The organism is Staphylococcus sp. EZ-P03, assembly GCF_003344575.1.
In the GTDB taxonomy this organism is placed as follows: Bacteria; Bacillota; Bacilli; order Staphylococcales; family Staphylococcaceae; genus Staphylococcus; species Staphylococcus simulans_B.
On the sequence record NZ_QPMO01000032.1, the window covers coordinates 1 to 13,989 of the forward strand.

A 13,989-nucleotide genomic window follows, 5' to 3' on the forward strand; every position below is an offset into this window, starting at 1 on the left:
TTAAGTTTGAAATCTAAACTATAACTTTTATTCATAATTAAACACCCCAAAAGTTGAATTTTGTAGGTTCAACTTTTGGGGTGCAGTACAATACTAAAAATATCAGGGGATATGTTTATCATCTGTGTGCAATAACACTGATCAATTGCTTAGAACACTTAATATTATCCGGCTCTAAGCAATAGCGTTTTCGATAATAAGGCGAAGGGCGTAAAAACTAAAATACAGTTTCCACTTCCTTCTTCTTATTACTCAAACGCTGAACAATTGCTTAGAACACTTAATATTATTTGCCGTTTTTTTCTAGGTAGTATCCGATCCAAGCTGCTAATGGCAGACCGATAATAGGTGTTGTGATTGCGCTTAATGCGATAGCTGAAACAATCATGATAATACCGTTTTTAGAACCGAAACGCATGTGTTTGACTGTTTCGATAACGTCTTGTACATATTCTTTAAATGACATAAAAAGCCCTCCCTTTAAGAGTTGTTGTTAGATTATTCACATATAATATAACACTTTTTGAAACGTTTAGACATTAAAAGGGGAGTGCCTGATAAAAATAGAAAGAAGTGAAGGTATGGAATTTGAATATTTGTCTGAAGAGACCGAGCGGTTAGTGATTCGACCGCTGGAAGAAAAAGATTATGACATGTGGATGAAAGGTTTTTGCGGCAGAGATGTATCGCAAAATCCATATGACGAAGGAAAGTTGGATATGTCTGTTTGTACAAGGAAATGGTACAAGCAGCTGATAGAAAAACATCAACGCTTGTTAAAAGCAGATGATATTTATATTTTTGGTATTTTCCGTAAATCAGATGGGGTACATATCGGCAACTTAGATGTTGTGACTTTGGCGCGCCAACATTTTCAGTGGGCTGAATGCGGTTATGCGATACATAATCAATTTTGGAGACAAGGCTATGGTTATGAAGCATTAGCAGCGATGTTGAAAATTGCGGAGCGCCGTTTAAAATACCATCGTATTGAAGCACATGTCAATATCGGAAATGAGCCGTCAATCGGTTTATTAGAAAAAGCGGGCTTCAGATACGAATGTACACGTGAACAATTCTTATTTGAAAACGGAGAATGGACAGACCACTATGTCTATTTTAAGAATTTAAATTCACAATCGCCAATTAATTTCTAAACCTATCAATTTTACAAAAAATTAAGAAACAATTTGCAAAATATTAGGTATACTAGAGACAAGCAGTATTCTTGAAGGGGAAGTTCGAAAAAAGGAGGGGCACTCTGTCATCATGAAGGGCAGACTATTAGTATCATCAGACATTCATGGCCATGGAGAAGCCTTGGCCAAATTACTTGAATATGTAGACTATAATCCTAAACGAGACCAATTGGTATTACTCGGTGACTATGTAAATAACGGTCCGGATTCTGCAGGAACACTTAAAATGGTGCAGCAGTTACATAATGAAGGCGCAATTGTCTTGCTGGGGAATCATGATGTCCGCTGGATGAAGTCTAAAGAGAAACGCAAACGCAAATGGAAATCCGTATTAAAAGAGTTTGACAGTATGGCTAAGATTGATCATTATCTTTTTGTACATGCCGGCGTGAATCCCAAAAAATGTTTATCCAAACAAAAGCTCACCGAAGTGACAGGCTTTGAATCTGATGCAAAACTGTCACGCAAGATTAAAGGAAAATGCGTCGTACACGGCCATGTACCTACAAGACGATATGGTGCAAAGAAACATCGTATTCATGTCGAAGCACACACGATTGATATCGATACAGGTGCAGGACACGGCAAACGACTCTCGCTTGTTGATTTAACCCATCAACATGTCTGTGCAGTAGAAGTCGACCGTTTGAAGAAAATACATGAATACAGTTATGCGTAATTAAAAAGTCGAAGCTATCTATAGAAAATAGATAACATCGACTTTTCTTTTTGCGATCACTTTTGAGACATCTTTCTCTTATAAGCTTTTATATAAAGTATTGTAAGGAATATTCCTAATAACATAAGTGATAATTTTGTCATATTCGCACCAGCCGAATCCTTATGGCCGAATATGAGTATTGTTATAACATAAGGTGCGACTAGTGAAATACTGCAGAAAGCTAAAACTTTAGATTTAATAAGTGCTGCGATAATCAAGAAAATGATTACAATCCCAATTCCAATAAAGAAGCTGGTTGTGGGAGAAAATGTCGCAAAAACATGAATCGGATATTTTTCTGTGATAGATGCCCCGAACAATAAGATTGATAATGCAACTGCTATATAAACAATAATAAATGTTATAGATTTCGACGGCTTTTTATGCATAATTTTCCATTCAACGCCCCATTTTGACATGAAATATTTATATGCAATCCAAGTCAAAAGCAGTACACCTAACGTTATAAAGACGTAAATAATGGTACTTAAAGAAAAATTGAAAGGTCCTTCAAAAAAACGCGGCAGTATACGAAAGATAAGTACAAAAGCTAAGAGCAAAGCACTATATTGTATCCACTGTCTATCAAGAGGGACCTCTTTAGAAATTTTGTTGATATAGGATTTGACAGAACCGCCCGTCACATCATCAACACTATGTCCATGTGCTTCTGCTTCAGTTAAATGGTCTCTGAGTTCATCTTCGATTTCAGTAATGGATTGGTCATCTTTTCCGCGTTCCATTAATGTAATACGCAGTTTCATCAAGAATGATTCTGCTTCTTTACTTAACATCTTTGTCACTCCTTAATAGATTATTCATACCTTGGTTGAGCGCAAACCATTTATTTCTGAAGTTGTCGAGTTCTGCTTGTCCTTCTTGTGTAATCGTGTAGTATTTTCTTCTTGGACCGCCGGTGTCAGATTTGCGTGTCTCGCTTTGGATGTATGCTTTTTTGCTTAAACGCAGTAGGACAGGATAAATACTGCCGTCGCTGATTTCAGGAAAATTTTTCTCTTTCAGCTTTTCGAGTATTTCATAACCGTAAGTTTCGCCTTGTGCAATTAAAGCTAAAATAGCGCCATCCAATAAGCCTTTCATCATTTGATTAGAAATTGTCATAATGTCACCTCGTTAAGATAGAGGAAAGTTTAACTATCTTATAATGTAAGATAGTCTATTTTCTGTTCTTTGTCAACTATCTTATAATAAAAGATAGTAGGATGCAAAAACAGCACACGTCCATAGTCTGGTACGTGTGCTGCTGGATTATGATGCTTTGTTTTGATGTTTTTTCATGGCTTTCGGCATGGAATGTCCGCAGCCTTTATTGATTTCGCAAGCTGCGCATTTGCCTTGTTTGGATTTCTTGAAGAAGCGGATAATTGTAAATGCCGCATAGCCTAAAATGAGTAGTAGAATAATACCATTGATTAATAATGTCATATTGATTGCTCCTTAACTAAAGAGTTGGCTTGCTTGATAGAATACGAATGCAAGGATGTAGGCGATCGCAATCGGATAAAGCGTTGCGATGGCTGTCCATTTCCATGAGACGGTTTCTTTTCGAATGGCCGCAACAGTGGATAAACACGGAATATACAATAAGATAAACAACATAAATGCATAAGCAGATGCAGGTGTGAAATGGCTCGCAATCATATTAGTCAAACCTTGGCTGTCTACTGCGTAAATGATAGCCATAGCACTTACAACAACCTCTTTAGCTAAGAAACCTGGGATTAATGTAGCACCGGTCTGCCATGAACTAAAGCCTAATGGAATTAATAGTGGCGCAATCGCTGCCCCGATTAAATGCAAGAAACTTTGATCCACATCTACACCGAAACCTCCTGGGCCTGCATAGTTTAACAGCCAAATGACAACAGAACCGCCGAAGATAAATGTACCTGCTTTTTTCACAAAGCCTTTGGCTTTTTCCCAAGTACTTCTCCATAATGTTTTCGCAGAAGGCAGACGATACGGCGGCAATTCAATCACAAAGACTGAGTTTTCTTTTTTCAAAATTGTTTTCGTCATCACAAAGCTGACAATTAAAGCAACGACAATACCGATGACATAAAGGCTTAAGACAATCAATGCTTGGTGCGTCTTAAAGAATACACCGACAAAGAGGGCATATACCGGTAGACGTGCTGAACATGACATAAACGGAGTAATTAATATCGTTGTCAGGCGTTCTTTCTCTTGTTCAATCGAACGTGTTGCCATAACACCCGGAACATTACAGCCGAAGCCGATAATCATCGGGATGAACGATTTCCCATTCAAACCTAACCCTTCCATAATTTTATCCATAATTAAAGCAATACGTGCCATGTAGCCTGAATCTTCTAATACAGAGATGAAGAAGAATAATATTAAGATTTGCGGTACAAAGACGAGTACTGCACCTACACCGGCGATAATACCATCCGTAATTAAAGCTTGAAGGAACGGATAAAGTCCTAAAGCATTCATACCTTGATTGATCCAATCGGTAAATGTACCACCGATAAAAGCGTCGAGCTGATCGGATAACGGCGTGCCTATCCATGAGAATGTCGCTTGGAAAATCAGCCACATAATTACAAGGAAAATCGGGATGCCGACATATTTATTCGTTAAAATTTTATCGATTCGATCAGTAAGGTATTGTTTCTTTTTATCTGGATGTGAAATAACATCTTCAATGAGGGTATCGATAAATTCGGTTCTTGAACGGCGCATGCTGTCTACAATAGATAAGTCTGATTTTTGTGCAAGCTGTGTTCTGATTGCTTTTAAAGCGTCGATGTTGTGAGCGCCGATAAATTGTTCAATCGCAGGATTGCCGAGCAGATATTGTACTGCGATGAAACGATGACGTTTTTCTGGGAGGTCTAGATGTTGTTTTAAATAGTGCTGAATTTCAGCAAGTGCATGTTCTACGTGATGTTCATAAGGAATTTTCAGAGGCTGTGATGTCGATAATGTATCTTCTTTTAATAATTCCAAAATGCTTTCGATGCCTTGGCCGCTTCTTGCGACAATCGGCAATATCGGTAATTTCAACCGGCGCATCAATAAATTGCGGTCAATCATAATACCGCGCTTTTCAGCAACGTCGCCCATATTCAGACATAATAACAAAGGAGCACCAAACTCCATAAGCTGTGTTGTCAAAAGCAGGTTGCGCTTTAATTGGACGGCATCTACGATATTGATGATTTTTGAGAAATCATCGTGCAGCAAGTAGTCTGTAACGACAGTTTCATCCTTTGAAATAGGGAGTAAGTCATAAATACCAGGCAGATCGACTAAATCGCCTTGTTTATCTGTTAATAGACCGACTTTCTTTTCAACGGTCACACCGCTCCAGTTTCCTACATACTCATAAGAACCGGTTAATGCGTTGAAGAGTGTAGTTTTGCCGACATTCGGATTGCCGACAATACAATACGTATTAGACATCAGCTTGCTCCAAAGTGATATTGCATGCATCGCAATGTCTGATTCCGATACATTGTCCATCCATTTCTAATGTGCATGGACCTTTCATAAAGAACTTCTGACGTACTTTAATCTTACTTCCGACAGTAAAACCAAGTGCGCTTAAACGGTGCGCAAGCTTTGTATTATCAAATTGCATATTGATAATTCTATAAGTTAAACCAGTTTTTGCGTTCGCCGCATCGATCATAATCAACACCTCTTCCAATACTTCTAATTGATAACTATTATCAATGATATTTTACACTAATTACAAGGCTGCCACAATATAAAATGGTAAAATAATTCGAACTTTATTTGAACAATCGTTGGAATATTTGTATCAACCCTTTTGATTGAGCAAATGATTGAAATATAAATCATTGAAATTTAATGTTTTGGTAACTTTAAGCCTATTGCCTTTTTACTTTATCCTATATTATAATTTAGTTTATTGAGACTTAATGTTTTTAAAGATTGAATTCAGTTCTGCACTGTCATGCTGGGATAGATGTCATCTAAAAGAGTTCGACACATGAAAGCCGTCTGGACTGTTATGTGCAGGTGCTGGTATTGATCTTATTTTGAATGCTTCCATATTATAGATGATGTCTTCTGATGGGAAGATTGATTTGCTAGAAAGGCTGGCACGTTTGATTTCTGATAATTAACACAAATAGATGTGCAGATGAAGGCAGATTTATATATTGAATGTGAAGCGGATATGAAGCTGACGTTGCGTTATTCTTAATTTGATGTGATTTTAATTGCGATTGTCATTAATTGTGATTAAAGAATGTAAATTAAGTGTAAAACTTATGCAACGATTCAATTAATATGAATGCATTTAGAATGTTTTCTATTATAATGAATCACAAGCGGTCGGATTCGTCGTGAAAGCAAAGCAGCAGCAACGCTTCTGACATGTAGCATTCAATTTTCCGCATTACGGAGGTAACGAAGCAATATGGAAGAAAATAATAATTTTGATTTTTCAAAAACATTGGAGATAATCAAACGCAATTTAAAGTGGTTGATTATTTTACCCATTGTGGGGCTTTTATTAAGTGTGGTGCTGACGGCATTTGTTGCACAACCTAAATTCGAAGCAACATCACAAGTGCTCATTAAAAAGAGCGATAAAGGTGATTTGACAATGGCTGAGAAGTTCCAAGCCGATTCACAAATTGTGGCTACATACACTGATATCGCTAAAAGCCCGCGTGTATTAGGTAAGGTGGCAGAGGAAGTAGGCAACGATGAAGACGCAAAATCTATCAAAGAAAAAGTTGAAGTCAACAATCAGCCTAACTCGCAAGTGCTGAACTTTACCGCAACAGCAGAAAGTGAAAAAGACGCTAAGAAAATTGCGGATGCTTCCGCAGAGGTCTTTAAACAAGAAGTAGGGGATTTATCGCAAGATGGCGGCATTGATATTTTGTCTAAGTCAGGCGATGATGTGAAAGAAATTTCATCTAGTATCGGCAAGAATGCAGTTGTAGGATTCGTCGCAGGTTTCATTATTGCGGTGATTGTCGCATTAATCCGAGAATTTTTGAAGAAGACTAAAACCCCTGCATCACATACAAGCAAACAACAGACACAACATACAAATCAACGCAGACGTACAAAAAGAGAAGATTTAACACAAGATGACTTTGAAACTAGATAATCAGCTAGTTTATCAATAATCATTTTAGAGGAACAGCGGGTTGGGATGGCAGATATTCCCAACCTTTTCCTGTTCAAACGTACATACTTTATATTCGGCACCTAGTTCAGACAGAGATCAATTAATTGAGGTGAAATATAGTGTCAAAAATTTCAGCAAGACAACAGCGGCTGATGTTACTGCTTGTGATCGACTCCATCATTGTCGCATTTTCTGTCTTCTTAAGTTACTTAATTCTCGAACCGTATTTCCGCGGTTATTCTTTAACATTGCTTATCCTATCTTCACTGGTATTGCTCTTCTCGCATCATATCTTTGCCAGCGTGTTCAATCTTTATCACCGTGCATGGGAATATGCCAGTGTCAATGAAATGATCGTCATAGTCAAAGCGGTCACATGTTCCATGGTGATGACAATCTTGATTGTGCCTTTCTTTACACATGAAGGACCTTTCTTAAGATTGTACTTCATCACTTGGATGATGCATGTGTTGTTAATCGGCGGTTCAAGACTGTCATGGCGTTTATTCCGCAGAACATTGAAGACAAAAAGCAAGAAGCGTCAAAATACTTTAGTCATCGGTGCAGGGGAAGGCGGTTCAATGTTAATCAATCAAATGTTGAAACGTCCGACAATGGGATTAGAACCTGTTGTTGTAGTCGATGATGATCCGAAGAAACAAAAATTGACGATTACAGAAGGGGTTAAAGTACAAGGTGTCATTGATGACATTCCGGACTTAGTACGCAAGTACCGTATTAAGAAAATCATTATTGCGATTCCGACTTTAACACAACAGCGTCTAAGAGAAATCAATGATATTTGCGAAAACTTAAGCGCAACGGTATTGAAAATGCCGAATATTGAAGAGGTTATATCTGGTAAATTAGAAGTCAGCCAGCTGAAAAAAGTAGAAGTGGAAGACTTGTTAGGACGCGACCCGGTTGAATTAGATATGGAAATGATTTCTAAGGAATTAACACATCAAACAATTATGGTTACCGGCGCAGGCGGTTCTATCGGTTCAGAAATCTGCCGACAAGTCTGCCGCTTCGCACCAGCACGTATCATCTTATTAGGTCATGGTGAAAACAGTATTTACTTAATTCACCAAGAACTTCAAAAGCAATACGGCGATCAAATCGATATTGTGCCGGTTATTGCGGATATTCAAGACCGTTCAAGAATGTTTAAAATCATCGAGCATTATCAACCCTATGTGGTATATCACGCAGCGGCACATAAACATGTACCGATGATGGAATACAATCCAAGCGAAGCGATTAAGAACAATGTTCTCGGTACCAAAAATGTGGCCGAAGCTGCACGCAATGCGCGCGTTTCTAAATTCGTAATGATTTCAACAGATAAGGCAGTTAATCCGCCGAACGTTATGGGCGCATCTAAACGTGCTGCAGAAATGATTGTACAAAGTATGAATGAAGCAGACTGCAAAACAGACTTTGTGGCGGTTCGTTTCGGCAACGTATTAGGTTCACGCGGTTCTGTAATTCCATTATTCAAGAAACAAATCGAAGCCGGCGGTCCGGTGACAGTAACGCACCCTGAAATTACACGTTACTTTATGACCATTCCTGAAGCTGCACGTCTGGTATTGCAAGCAGGCGCGATTGCAGAAGGCGGAGAGGTCTTCGTATTGGATATGGGAGAACCAGTGAAGATTGTCGACCTTGCGAAGAACTTGATTCGCTTAAGCGGTTATAAAGACGGCGACATCGAAATTAAATTCAGCGGTCTCAGACCGGGTGAAAAACTATATGAAGAATTATTAGATGAAGATGAAATTCATCCTGAACAAGTCTACGAAAAAATCTATCGCGGAAAAGTAGAGAGAATGAAAAATGATGATGTACTCCGCATATTGGATGAAATCATTCATAGTAAAGACTATAAACAAAAATTAATTGATCTTGCGAATCATCGCTATGAAGAACAAAACGGCAAATCGGCGAAGGAAGATGAAGGTAATACAGACATCCCGCCCTTTCGTCTAATCAAATAAAATGAATCAAAAGTATCTGATTATCATAAAGATGACCAGATACTTTTGTTTGTATTTGACTATTATAGGTTAAAACCCTAATATTAGCAGTGATGTTAACGTAACAAATGAGGTAATATCACAACTTGATAACACATAAGTTAAAGACATTAATAAGTGGTGATAAGTGACTTATACATAAAGAATCAGTTGCGCTTAATACCACCTTTTAAAAAGGAGATTTTTCATGACGAAGATTAAAAAAGCAGTTATTCCAGCGGCAGGTTTAGGTACACGTTTCTTACCTGCGACAAAAGCAATGCCGAAAGAAATGTTGCCGATACTTGATAAACCGACAATTCAATACATTGTAGAAGAAGCCTATCGTGCCGGCATTGAAGACATTATTATTGTTACAGGCAAACATAAACGTGCCATTGAGGATCACTTTGATAATCAAGTAGAACTTGAAAATAATCTGAGAGAAAAAGGTAAGATGGACTTGTTAGAAAAGGTGCAGCATTCAACGCACTTAGCGAATGTCTTCTATGTCCGTCAGCGTGAACAAAAAGGCTTAGGCCATGCGATTTGGACAGCGCGCCAATTCATCGGCAACGAACCGTTTGCGGTTTTATTAGGGGATGACATTGTAGAATCAGAAACCCCAGCTATCAAACAATTGATGAATGTCTATGATGAAACAGGCAAATCTGTCATCGGTGTACAAACTGTTCCAGAGAAAGATACGCACCGTTACGGTATTGTAAAACCCGAAAAACAAAACGGACGTTTATACGAAGTAGAAAAATTTGTGGAAAAACCAGCACCAGGTACAGCACCTTCTAATCTTGCGATTATGGGCCGTTATGTTTTAACACCGGAAATCTTTGATTATCTGTCTACACAAGATAAAGGCAGCGGCGGAGAAATCCAGTTAACAGATGCCATCGAACGTTTGAACCATGATGATGACGTTTATGCATATGATTTTGAAGGTCAGCGCTTTGATGTCGGAGAGAAAACAGGTTTTGTGAAAACAACCATTGCATATGCATTAAAAGATGAAGACATGAAAGAAGATATTAAGTCATTTATCAAATCACTTGATCTATAAACGAAACAAATAGCAGAGGGCTGAGAAGTCCTCTGTTTTTTAGTGCTGTTATACTTAAAGATTTGGTTATATATTAACTTTTTAGGGTATATTAATAATGAATAGATTATGACTAAACTTTTTCATAGAAAGAAGTGAAATTTTATGTATGATAAAATTCTAGTACCCTATGATTTCGGAAACGCATTTAATAATGTACCTGAGCAACTAGCTAAATTAACGAATAATAGTAAAGATGCGAAAATCACGGTTTATCATGTAATTTCTGAAAATGATTTAGCCAATTATGTACGTTATCAAAACAAACATTTTGAAGAAGTAGCAAAAGAAAAAGAAGCAGACATGAAACCGTTTATTCAAAAGCTGGAAGAAAGAGATTTGAATTATGAAATTGTCTTTACGACAGGTCCGGCAACGAGAGAAATTTTAGATGAATTAGAGAAAAACGACTACGACGTTGTTGTGATGAGTAACAAACGTTCTCGCATAGAAATTAAACACGTCTTAGGTCATGTGACACATAAAGTCGCAAAACGTGCACATGTTCCTGTTCTGATTGTGAAGTAACAAAATCAGCGTTGAAACAGATGTACACACGACAATGTTATGAAAGTATTAAGGAAACCGCTTCGGCGGTTTCTTTTATGTTTATGCGCGAAAAAACGGGTAGAGAATATCTAAAGGGGAGGGAATTTCCATGGAAATATTGAAATATAATGAATGGAAAGATGAACAGCAAACATTACAATTAATTACGCAAATCTTAGGCAAATACAAACTCGCTTGCAACTATCAAGCACCGCAATGGGAACATCTGACATTAACGATTACACCAGAAGGTTATACGACAGGTTTGATGTATTATGGCGAAAAGTATTTCTCAATCAGCATCAACTTATTAGATGACCAGATTGAAGTACGTGTTAATGATGAAATGACCACATTCCCATTAAAAGACGGCAAAACAATTCAAGATTATTACGAACAAATCACAGGTACTGTAAAACAATATGATATTCAAGCAGAACTGAATAAAGTACCGCAAGAGATGAACACAACTACACCATTTGGTGAAGATACAGAACATCATCACTATGATCATGATAAAGCAGTGAAAGCACTGCGATTAATGCAGTATGCCAATCGTGCATTAGAACGTTTTGTGAACCCGCTGCGCGCAAGAATCGAAGGACCCGGCTTATTCTGGGGAACTTTCGATATCTCTGCCATCGTGGTGTATAACGAAATGTATGAAACATTTAAGCCGTATCAAGTGATAGAATACGGCTGCTTCGATGAAAGATTTGTGGAATTCGGCTTTTGGTTCGGCGACGATAATTTTGAAGGCCCGACTTTCTTCGTCTTGCCTTATCCATTTGTGGACAGTGATTTCGAATATGAAGGCAAACTGCCTGAAGGTGCCTACTTTGATCAGCAACTGACAGAGTTTGTCTACGAATTGAAACAAGGTGATTTAGCAGAACTTGATGTCATTGATGAAACATTCAAACGCGGCTTTGACATCTTCAGCAAGCATCAAGGATGGGAAGGCACAGACCATTATACGATTCCGCTCAGAATGCCGAAGAACGCTTTATCAGATGATGAGGCATAGCACAGTGAAATAAAGTTCGCTATAATAAAGATAATAACGAATCCACCTGAGAGAAGGAGCGGCACATCAATGATAGAGATGGATGGCATTGTAGCCAAAATGAAAAATCAAAAGATAAACTATGATAGAGTACTAAAGAAAATGATTAACCAATGGGAACGTGCAAATGAACGACCTAAAATTATGCTGCACAGTTGTTGCGCACCTTGCAGCACCTATGTATTAGAATTCTTGTCTGAATATGCGGACCTTGCGATTTATTTTGCGAATCCGAATATTCATCCAAAGAAAGAATATGAACGCCGTGCTTATGTACAAAAGACATTTATTGAAGACTTCAATGAAAAGAATGGTACACATGTCCGTTATATCGAAGCACCTTATAAACCGCATGAGTTTATGAAAATGGCCAAAGCGAAAGGTGTCACAGACGAACCTGAAGGCGGTCTCCGCTGCAAAGCCTGTTTTGAAATGCGTTTAGATATGGTCGCAGAAGCGGCTGTGGAATACGGTTATGATTACTTCGGCAGTGCATTAACGTTGTCGCCGAAGAAAAATGCGCAAATGATTAACGAGTTAGGTGCAGAAGTTCAAAAACTTTATGATGTGAATTATCTGCCGAGCGATTTTAAAAAGAATAAAGGTTATGAACGTTCGCTTGAAATGTGCAGAGACTACAATATCTACAGACAATGTTATTGCGGCTGTGTTTTTGCGGCACAAGCACAAGGCATTGATTTCAAAGAAGTGAATAAGTCTGCACAAGCGTTCTTTGATGAACTTAAAGCAAATGAAGCAGCACGTCCTTAAGCGGGCGGCTGCTTTTTTGCTGTATGCTTATTTTAATTTTTGGTTCACCATATCGATAAAACGTTTGTTCTTTATATAGTTGATCATCCAAATGATTAAATAGACCAGCATAAAGATGAGTGTGAAAACTAAGAAGTTCAATATATCAAGCGGAAACCAGCCGGCTAAAATTGCGAGCGGCAAGAAGCCTGCATAACTTAAAATACTGTGAATGAGCGTCATTTTAAGGAGACTCCAGTCTGTTTGCGTAAAGATGAAATCTGTTAAAGTAAACAAAATACCTATACATCCCCAGATTATGACACACAGCAGCATAATCATAGGTTCTGACAAGTGCTGATGGTAAAGTTCGCCCATGGTTGAAACGGGAGATAGCGGTACGTACTGTCCTTGACCAAAGATAAAAGAGAATATCAGCGATAATGCAATACCGATAGTGATGCCGATCATGAAACCCGATGTTAGAGATTGCAGGAATTGTTTCATTGGAATAACCTCGCTTTCAATTGTTTAAGATAGCGGCGTGAAGAATAAGTGTCGTCCCCATGTTTCATTTCAATATGAATCATACCGTTCGGACTTAAGCTGAGCTGGCGGATATTATGCATATTGATGATTTCAGATTTAGATATTCTGATGAACTGATCTGGAAGTTTGGTTTCAAGCTGATACAGGCGCGCTTGGATATGAATGCGGTGCGACTTTGTATAGGCGAATAATTTGCGCTGTTCTGAACGGATGTAGAGAATCTCTTCGATTGGGAAGCGGTAAGTCTTATCATTTTTTTACCGCAAAGTGTCGCAATACCAGTGACTGTTGTTGCGGCGTGAATAATCGCATCTACCATTTGATTATGTGTTTGTGCGTAAATATCTACATGCTCATCTTTATGGCTGTGATCAATATAGGTGTTGACTTTCATTGGCTTGCCTCCTTTGTTAATTCCATTAAAGCAGACATTCAATCTGATGAGAATACTTTTAACACCAACGGTATAACGTGTGTGACGAACGGCAAAAGAGAAAAGAAAAACAAAAAAAGAGAAGGTCTGGGGAAACCTTCTCTCGATTACAGTGATTTCAAAAATGATGGGGAGTCATTTTTGGTACTTGTAATAACAATATCAATTTTTTATAAGGAGTTTGTTTTAAGTGAGATACATTCAGGGGAAAACGTATCTGCACTTTCTAACTGTGTATATTTCTATAAGAGTTCATCAATATGATTGGTTATATTTTTCTTCCGATACTTACTTAGCCTACAATTTTTAAGGAGTGGATTGAGCAGTTAATGAGATGCAAGACGTTGAATCCTCTATCATCCAATCTATCTGTATCATTAACACTCAACTTTTGAATATACCAATTACTCATTTTCAGAGATA

At 38.0% G+C, this 13,989-nt stretch carries 16 protein-coding genes; 8 read left to right on the forward strand and 8 right to left on the reverse strand.

Going from position 1 to position 13,989, the window contains the following annotated elements; genetic code table 11:
• Positions 1–286: 286 nt before the first annotated feature.
• A complete protein-coding gene (locus tag DVJ99_RS12545; protein ID WP_105994660.1) occupies positions 287–466 on the reverse strand; it encodes a VraH family peptide resistance protein in 180 nt (59 codons plus the stop codon).
• 115 nt (positions 467–581) lie between these two features.
• Between DVJ99_RS12545 and DVJ99_RS12550 the strand changes: the two genes are divergently transcribed.
• Entirely contained in the window at positions 582–1,157 is a 576-nt protein-coding gene (locus DVJ99_RS12550) for a GNAT family N-acetyltransferase (RefSeq protein WP_114604508.1), read from the forward strand.
• Positions 1,158–1,269: 112 nt separating this feature from the next.
• A complete protein-coding gene (locus DVJ99_RS12555) occupies positions 1,270–1,878 on the forward strand; it encodes a metallophosphoesterase (RefSeq protein WP_114604509.1) in 609 nt (202 codons plus the stop codon).
• Between the two features lie 56 nt (positions 1,879–1,934).
• Here DVJ99_RS12555 and DVJ99_RS12560 read toward each other — a convergent pair whose 3' ends face one another.
• From DVJ99_RS12560 to DVJ99_RS12580, 5 genes are all read right to left on the reverse strand, one after another.
• Positions 1,935–2,714 carry a hypothetical protein gene (locus DVJ99_RS12560; RefSeq protein WP_114604510.1) on the reverse strand — a complete coding sequence of 260 codons (780 nt, stop codon included), beginning with the start codon at positions 2,712–2,714 and terminating at the stop codon, positions 1,935–1,937.
• Positions 2,704–3,042 (reverse strand): PadR family transcriptional regulator, encoded by a 339-nt coding sequence (locus tag DVJ99_RS12565; RefSeq protein ID WP_114604511.1) that lies wholly within the window; start codon positions 3,040–3,042, stop codon positions 2,704–2,706. The genes DVJ99_RS12560 and DVJ99_RS12565 overlap by 11 nt, the downstream gene beginning before the upstream one ends.
• Before the next feature lie 147 nt (positions 3,043–3,189).
• Positions 3,190–3,366 carry a FeoB-associated Cys-rich membrane protein gene (locus DVJ99_RS12570; RefSeq protein WP_105994655.1) on the reverse strand — a complete coding sequence of 59 codons (177 nt, stop codon included), beginning with the start codon at positions 3,364–3,366 and terminating at the stop codon, positions 3,190–3,192.
• A 12-nt stretch (positions 3,367–3,378) separates the two neighbouring features.
• On the reverse strand, positions 3,379–5,373 hold the full coding sequence (gene feoB / locus DVJ99_RS12575; RefSeq protein WP_114604512.1) for a ferrous iron transport protein B: 1,995 nt from the start codon (positions 5,371–5,373) through the stop codon (positions 3,379–3,381).
• On the reverse strand, positions 5,366–5,602 hold the full coding sequence (locus tag DVJ99_RS12580) for a FeoA family protein (protein ID WP_114604513.1): 237 nt from the start codon (positions 5,600–5,602) through the stop codon (positions 5,366–5,368). The genes feoB and DVJ99_RS12580 overlap by 8 nt, the downstream gene beginning before the upstream one ends.
• Before the next feature lie 756 nt (positions 5,603–6,358).
• On the opposite strand from DVJ99_RS12580, the gene DVJ99_RS12585 reads away from it, so the two are divergent.
• The 6 genes from DVJ99_RS12585 to DVJ99_RS12610 all read left to right on the forward strand — a co-directional run bounded on the left by DVJ99_RS12585 (position 6,359) and on the right by DVJ99_RS12610 (position 12,605).
• A complete protein-coding gene (locus DVJ99_RS12585) occupies positions 6,359–7,063 on the forward strand; it encodes a YveK family protein (protein ID WP_105994652.1) in 705 nt (234 codons plus the stop codon).
• Between the two features lie 140 nt (positions 7,064–7,203).
• A complete protein-coding gene (locus DVJ99_RS12590) occupies positions 7,204–9,087 on the forward strand; it encodes a polysaccharide biosynthesis protein (protein WP_114604514.1) in 1,884 nt (627 codons plus the stop codon).
• Between the two features lie 226 nt (positions 9,088–9,313).
• Positions 9,314–10,180 (forward strand): UTP--glucose-1-phosphate uridylyltransferase GalU, encoded by an 867-nt coding sequence (gene galU / locus DVJ99_RS12595; protein WP_105994650.1) that lies wholly within the window; start codon positions 9,314–9,316, stop codon positions 10,178–10,180.
• A gap of 144 nt (positions 10,181–10,324) precedes the next feature.
• Positions 10,325–10,747: a universal stress protein gene (locus DVJ99_RS12600; protein ID WP_114604515.1), complete on the forward strand. Its 423-nt coding sequence runs from the start codon at positions 10,325–10,327 to the stop codon at positions 10,745–10,747.
• A 130-nt stretch (positions 10,748–10,877) separates the two neighbouring features.
• Positions 10,878–11,795: a DUF5996 family protein gene (locus DVJ99_RS12605; protein ID WP_114604516.1), complete on the forward strand. Its 918-nt coding sequence runs from the start codon at positions 10,878–10,880 to the stop codon at positions 11,793–11,795.
• A gap of 69 nt (positions 11,796–11,864) precedes the next feature.
• A complete protein-coding gene (locus DVJ99_RS12610; RefSeq protein WP_114604517.1) occupies positions 11,865–12,605 on the forward strand; it encodes an epoxyqueuosine reductase QueH in 741 nt (246 codons plus the stop codon).
• Positions 12,606–12,632: 27 nt separating this feature from the next.
• Here DVJ99_RS12610 and DVJ99_RS12615 read toward each other — a convergent pair whose 3' ends face one another.
• Complete coding sequence (locus tag DVJ99_RS12615; RefSeq protein ID WP_114604518.1) at positions 12,633–13,091, reverse strand: DUF3021 domain-containing protein; 459 nt, start codon at positions 13,089–13,091, stop codon at positions 12,633–12,635.
• Positions 13,088–13,363 carry a LytTR family transcriptional regulator DNA-binding domain-containing protein gene (locus DVJ99_RS13360; protein WP_114604519.1) on the reverse strand — a complete coding sequence of 92 codons (276 nt, stop codon included), beginning with the start codon at positions 13,361–13,363 and terminating at the stop codon, positions 13,088–13,090. The genes DVJ99_RS12615 and DVJ99_RS13360 overlap by 4 nt, the downstream gene beginning before the upstream one ends.
• Positions 13,364–13,989: the final 626 nt, after the last annotated feature.

Excerpts from the sequence above, each read along its gene's own strand:
- DVJ99_RS12545 (WP_105994660.1), bottom strand. The coding sequence starts at position 466 with ATGTCATTTAAAGAATATGTACAAGACGTTATCGAAACAGTCAAACAC.
- DVJ99_RS12550 (WP_114604508.1), top strand. The coding sequence starts at position 582 with ATGGAATTTGAATATTTGTCTGAAGAGACCGAGCGGTTAGTGATTCGA.
- DVJ99_RS12555 (WP_114604509.1), top strand. The coding sequence starts at position 1,270 with ATGAAGGGCAGACTATTAGTATCATCAGACATTCATGGCCATGGAGAA.
- DVJ99_RS12560 (WP_114604510.1), bottom strand. The coding sequence starts at position 2,714 with ATGTTAAGTAAAGAAGCAGAATCATTCTTGATGAAACTGCGTATTACA.
- DVJ99_RS12565 (WP_114604511.1), bottom strand. The coding sequence starts at position 3,042 with ATGACAATTTCTAATCAAATGATGAAAGGCTTATTGGATGGCGCTATT.
- DVJ99_RS12570 (WP_105994655.1), bottom strand. The coding sequence starts at position 3,366 with ATGACATTATTAATCAATGGTATTATTCTACTACTCATTTTAGGCTAT.
- feoB (WP_114604512.1), bottom strand. The coding sequence starts at position 5,373 with ATGTCTAATACGTATTGTATTGTCGGCAATCCGAATGTCGGCAAAACT.
- DVJ99_RS12580 (WP_114604513.1), bottom strand. The coding sequence starts at position 5,602 with ATGATCGATGCGGCGAACGCAAAAACTGGTTTAACTTATAGAATTATC.
- DVJ99_RS12585 (WP_105994652.1), top strand. The coding sequence starts at position 6,359 with ATGGAAGAAAATAATAATTTTGATTTTTCAAAAACATTGGAGATAATC.
- galU (WP_105994650.1), top strand. The coding sequence starts at position 9,314 with ATGACGAAGATTAAAAAAGCAGTTATTCCAGCGGCAGGTTTAGGTACA.
- DVJ99_RS12600 (WP_114604515.1), top strand. The coding sequence starts at position 10,325 with ATGTATGATAAAATTCTAGTACCCTATGATTTCGGAAACGCATTTAAT.
- DVJ99_RS12605 (WP_114604516.1), top strand. The coding sequence starts at position 10,878 with ATGGAAATATTGAAATATAATGAATGGAAAGATGAACAGCAAACATTA.
- DVJ99_RS12610 (WP_114604517.1), top strand. The coding sequence starts at position 11,865 with ATGATAGAGATGGATGGCATTGTAGCCAAAATGAAAAATCAAAAGATA.
- DVJ99_RS12615 (WP_114604518.1), bottom strand. The coding sequence starts at position 13,091 with ATGAAACAATTCCTGCAATCTCTAACATCGGGTTTCATGATCGGCATC.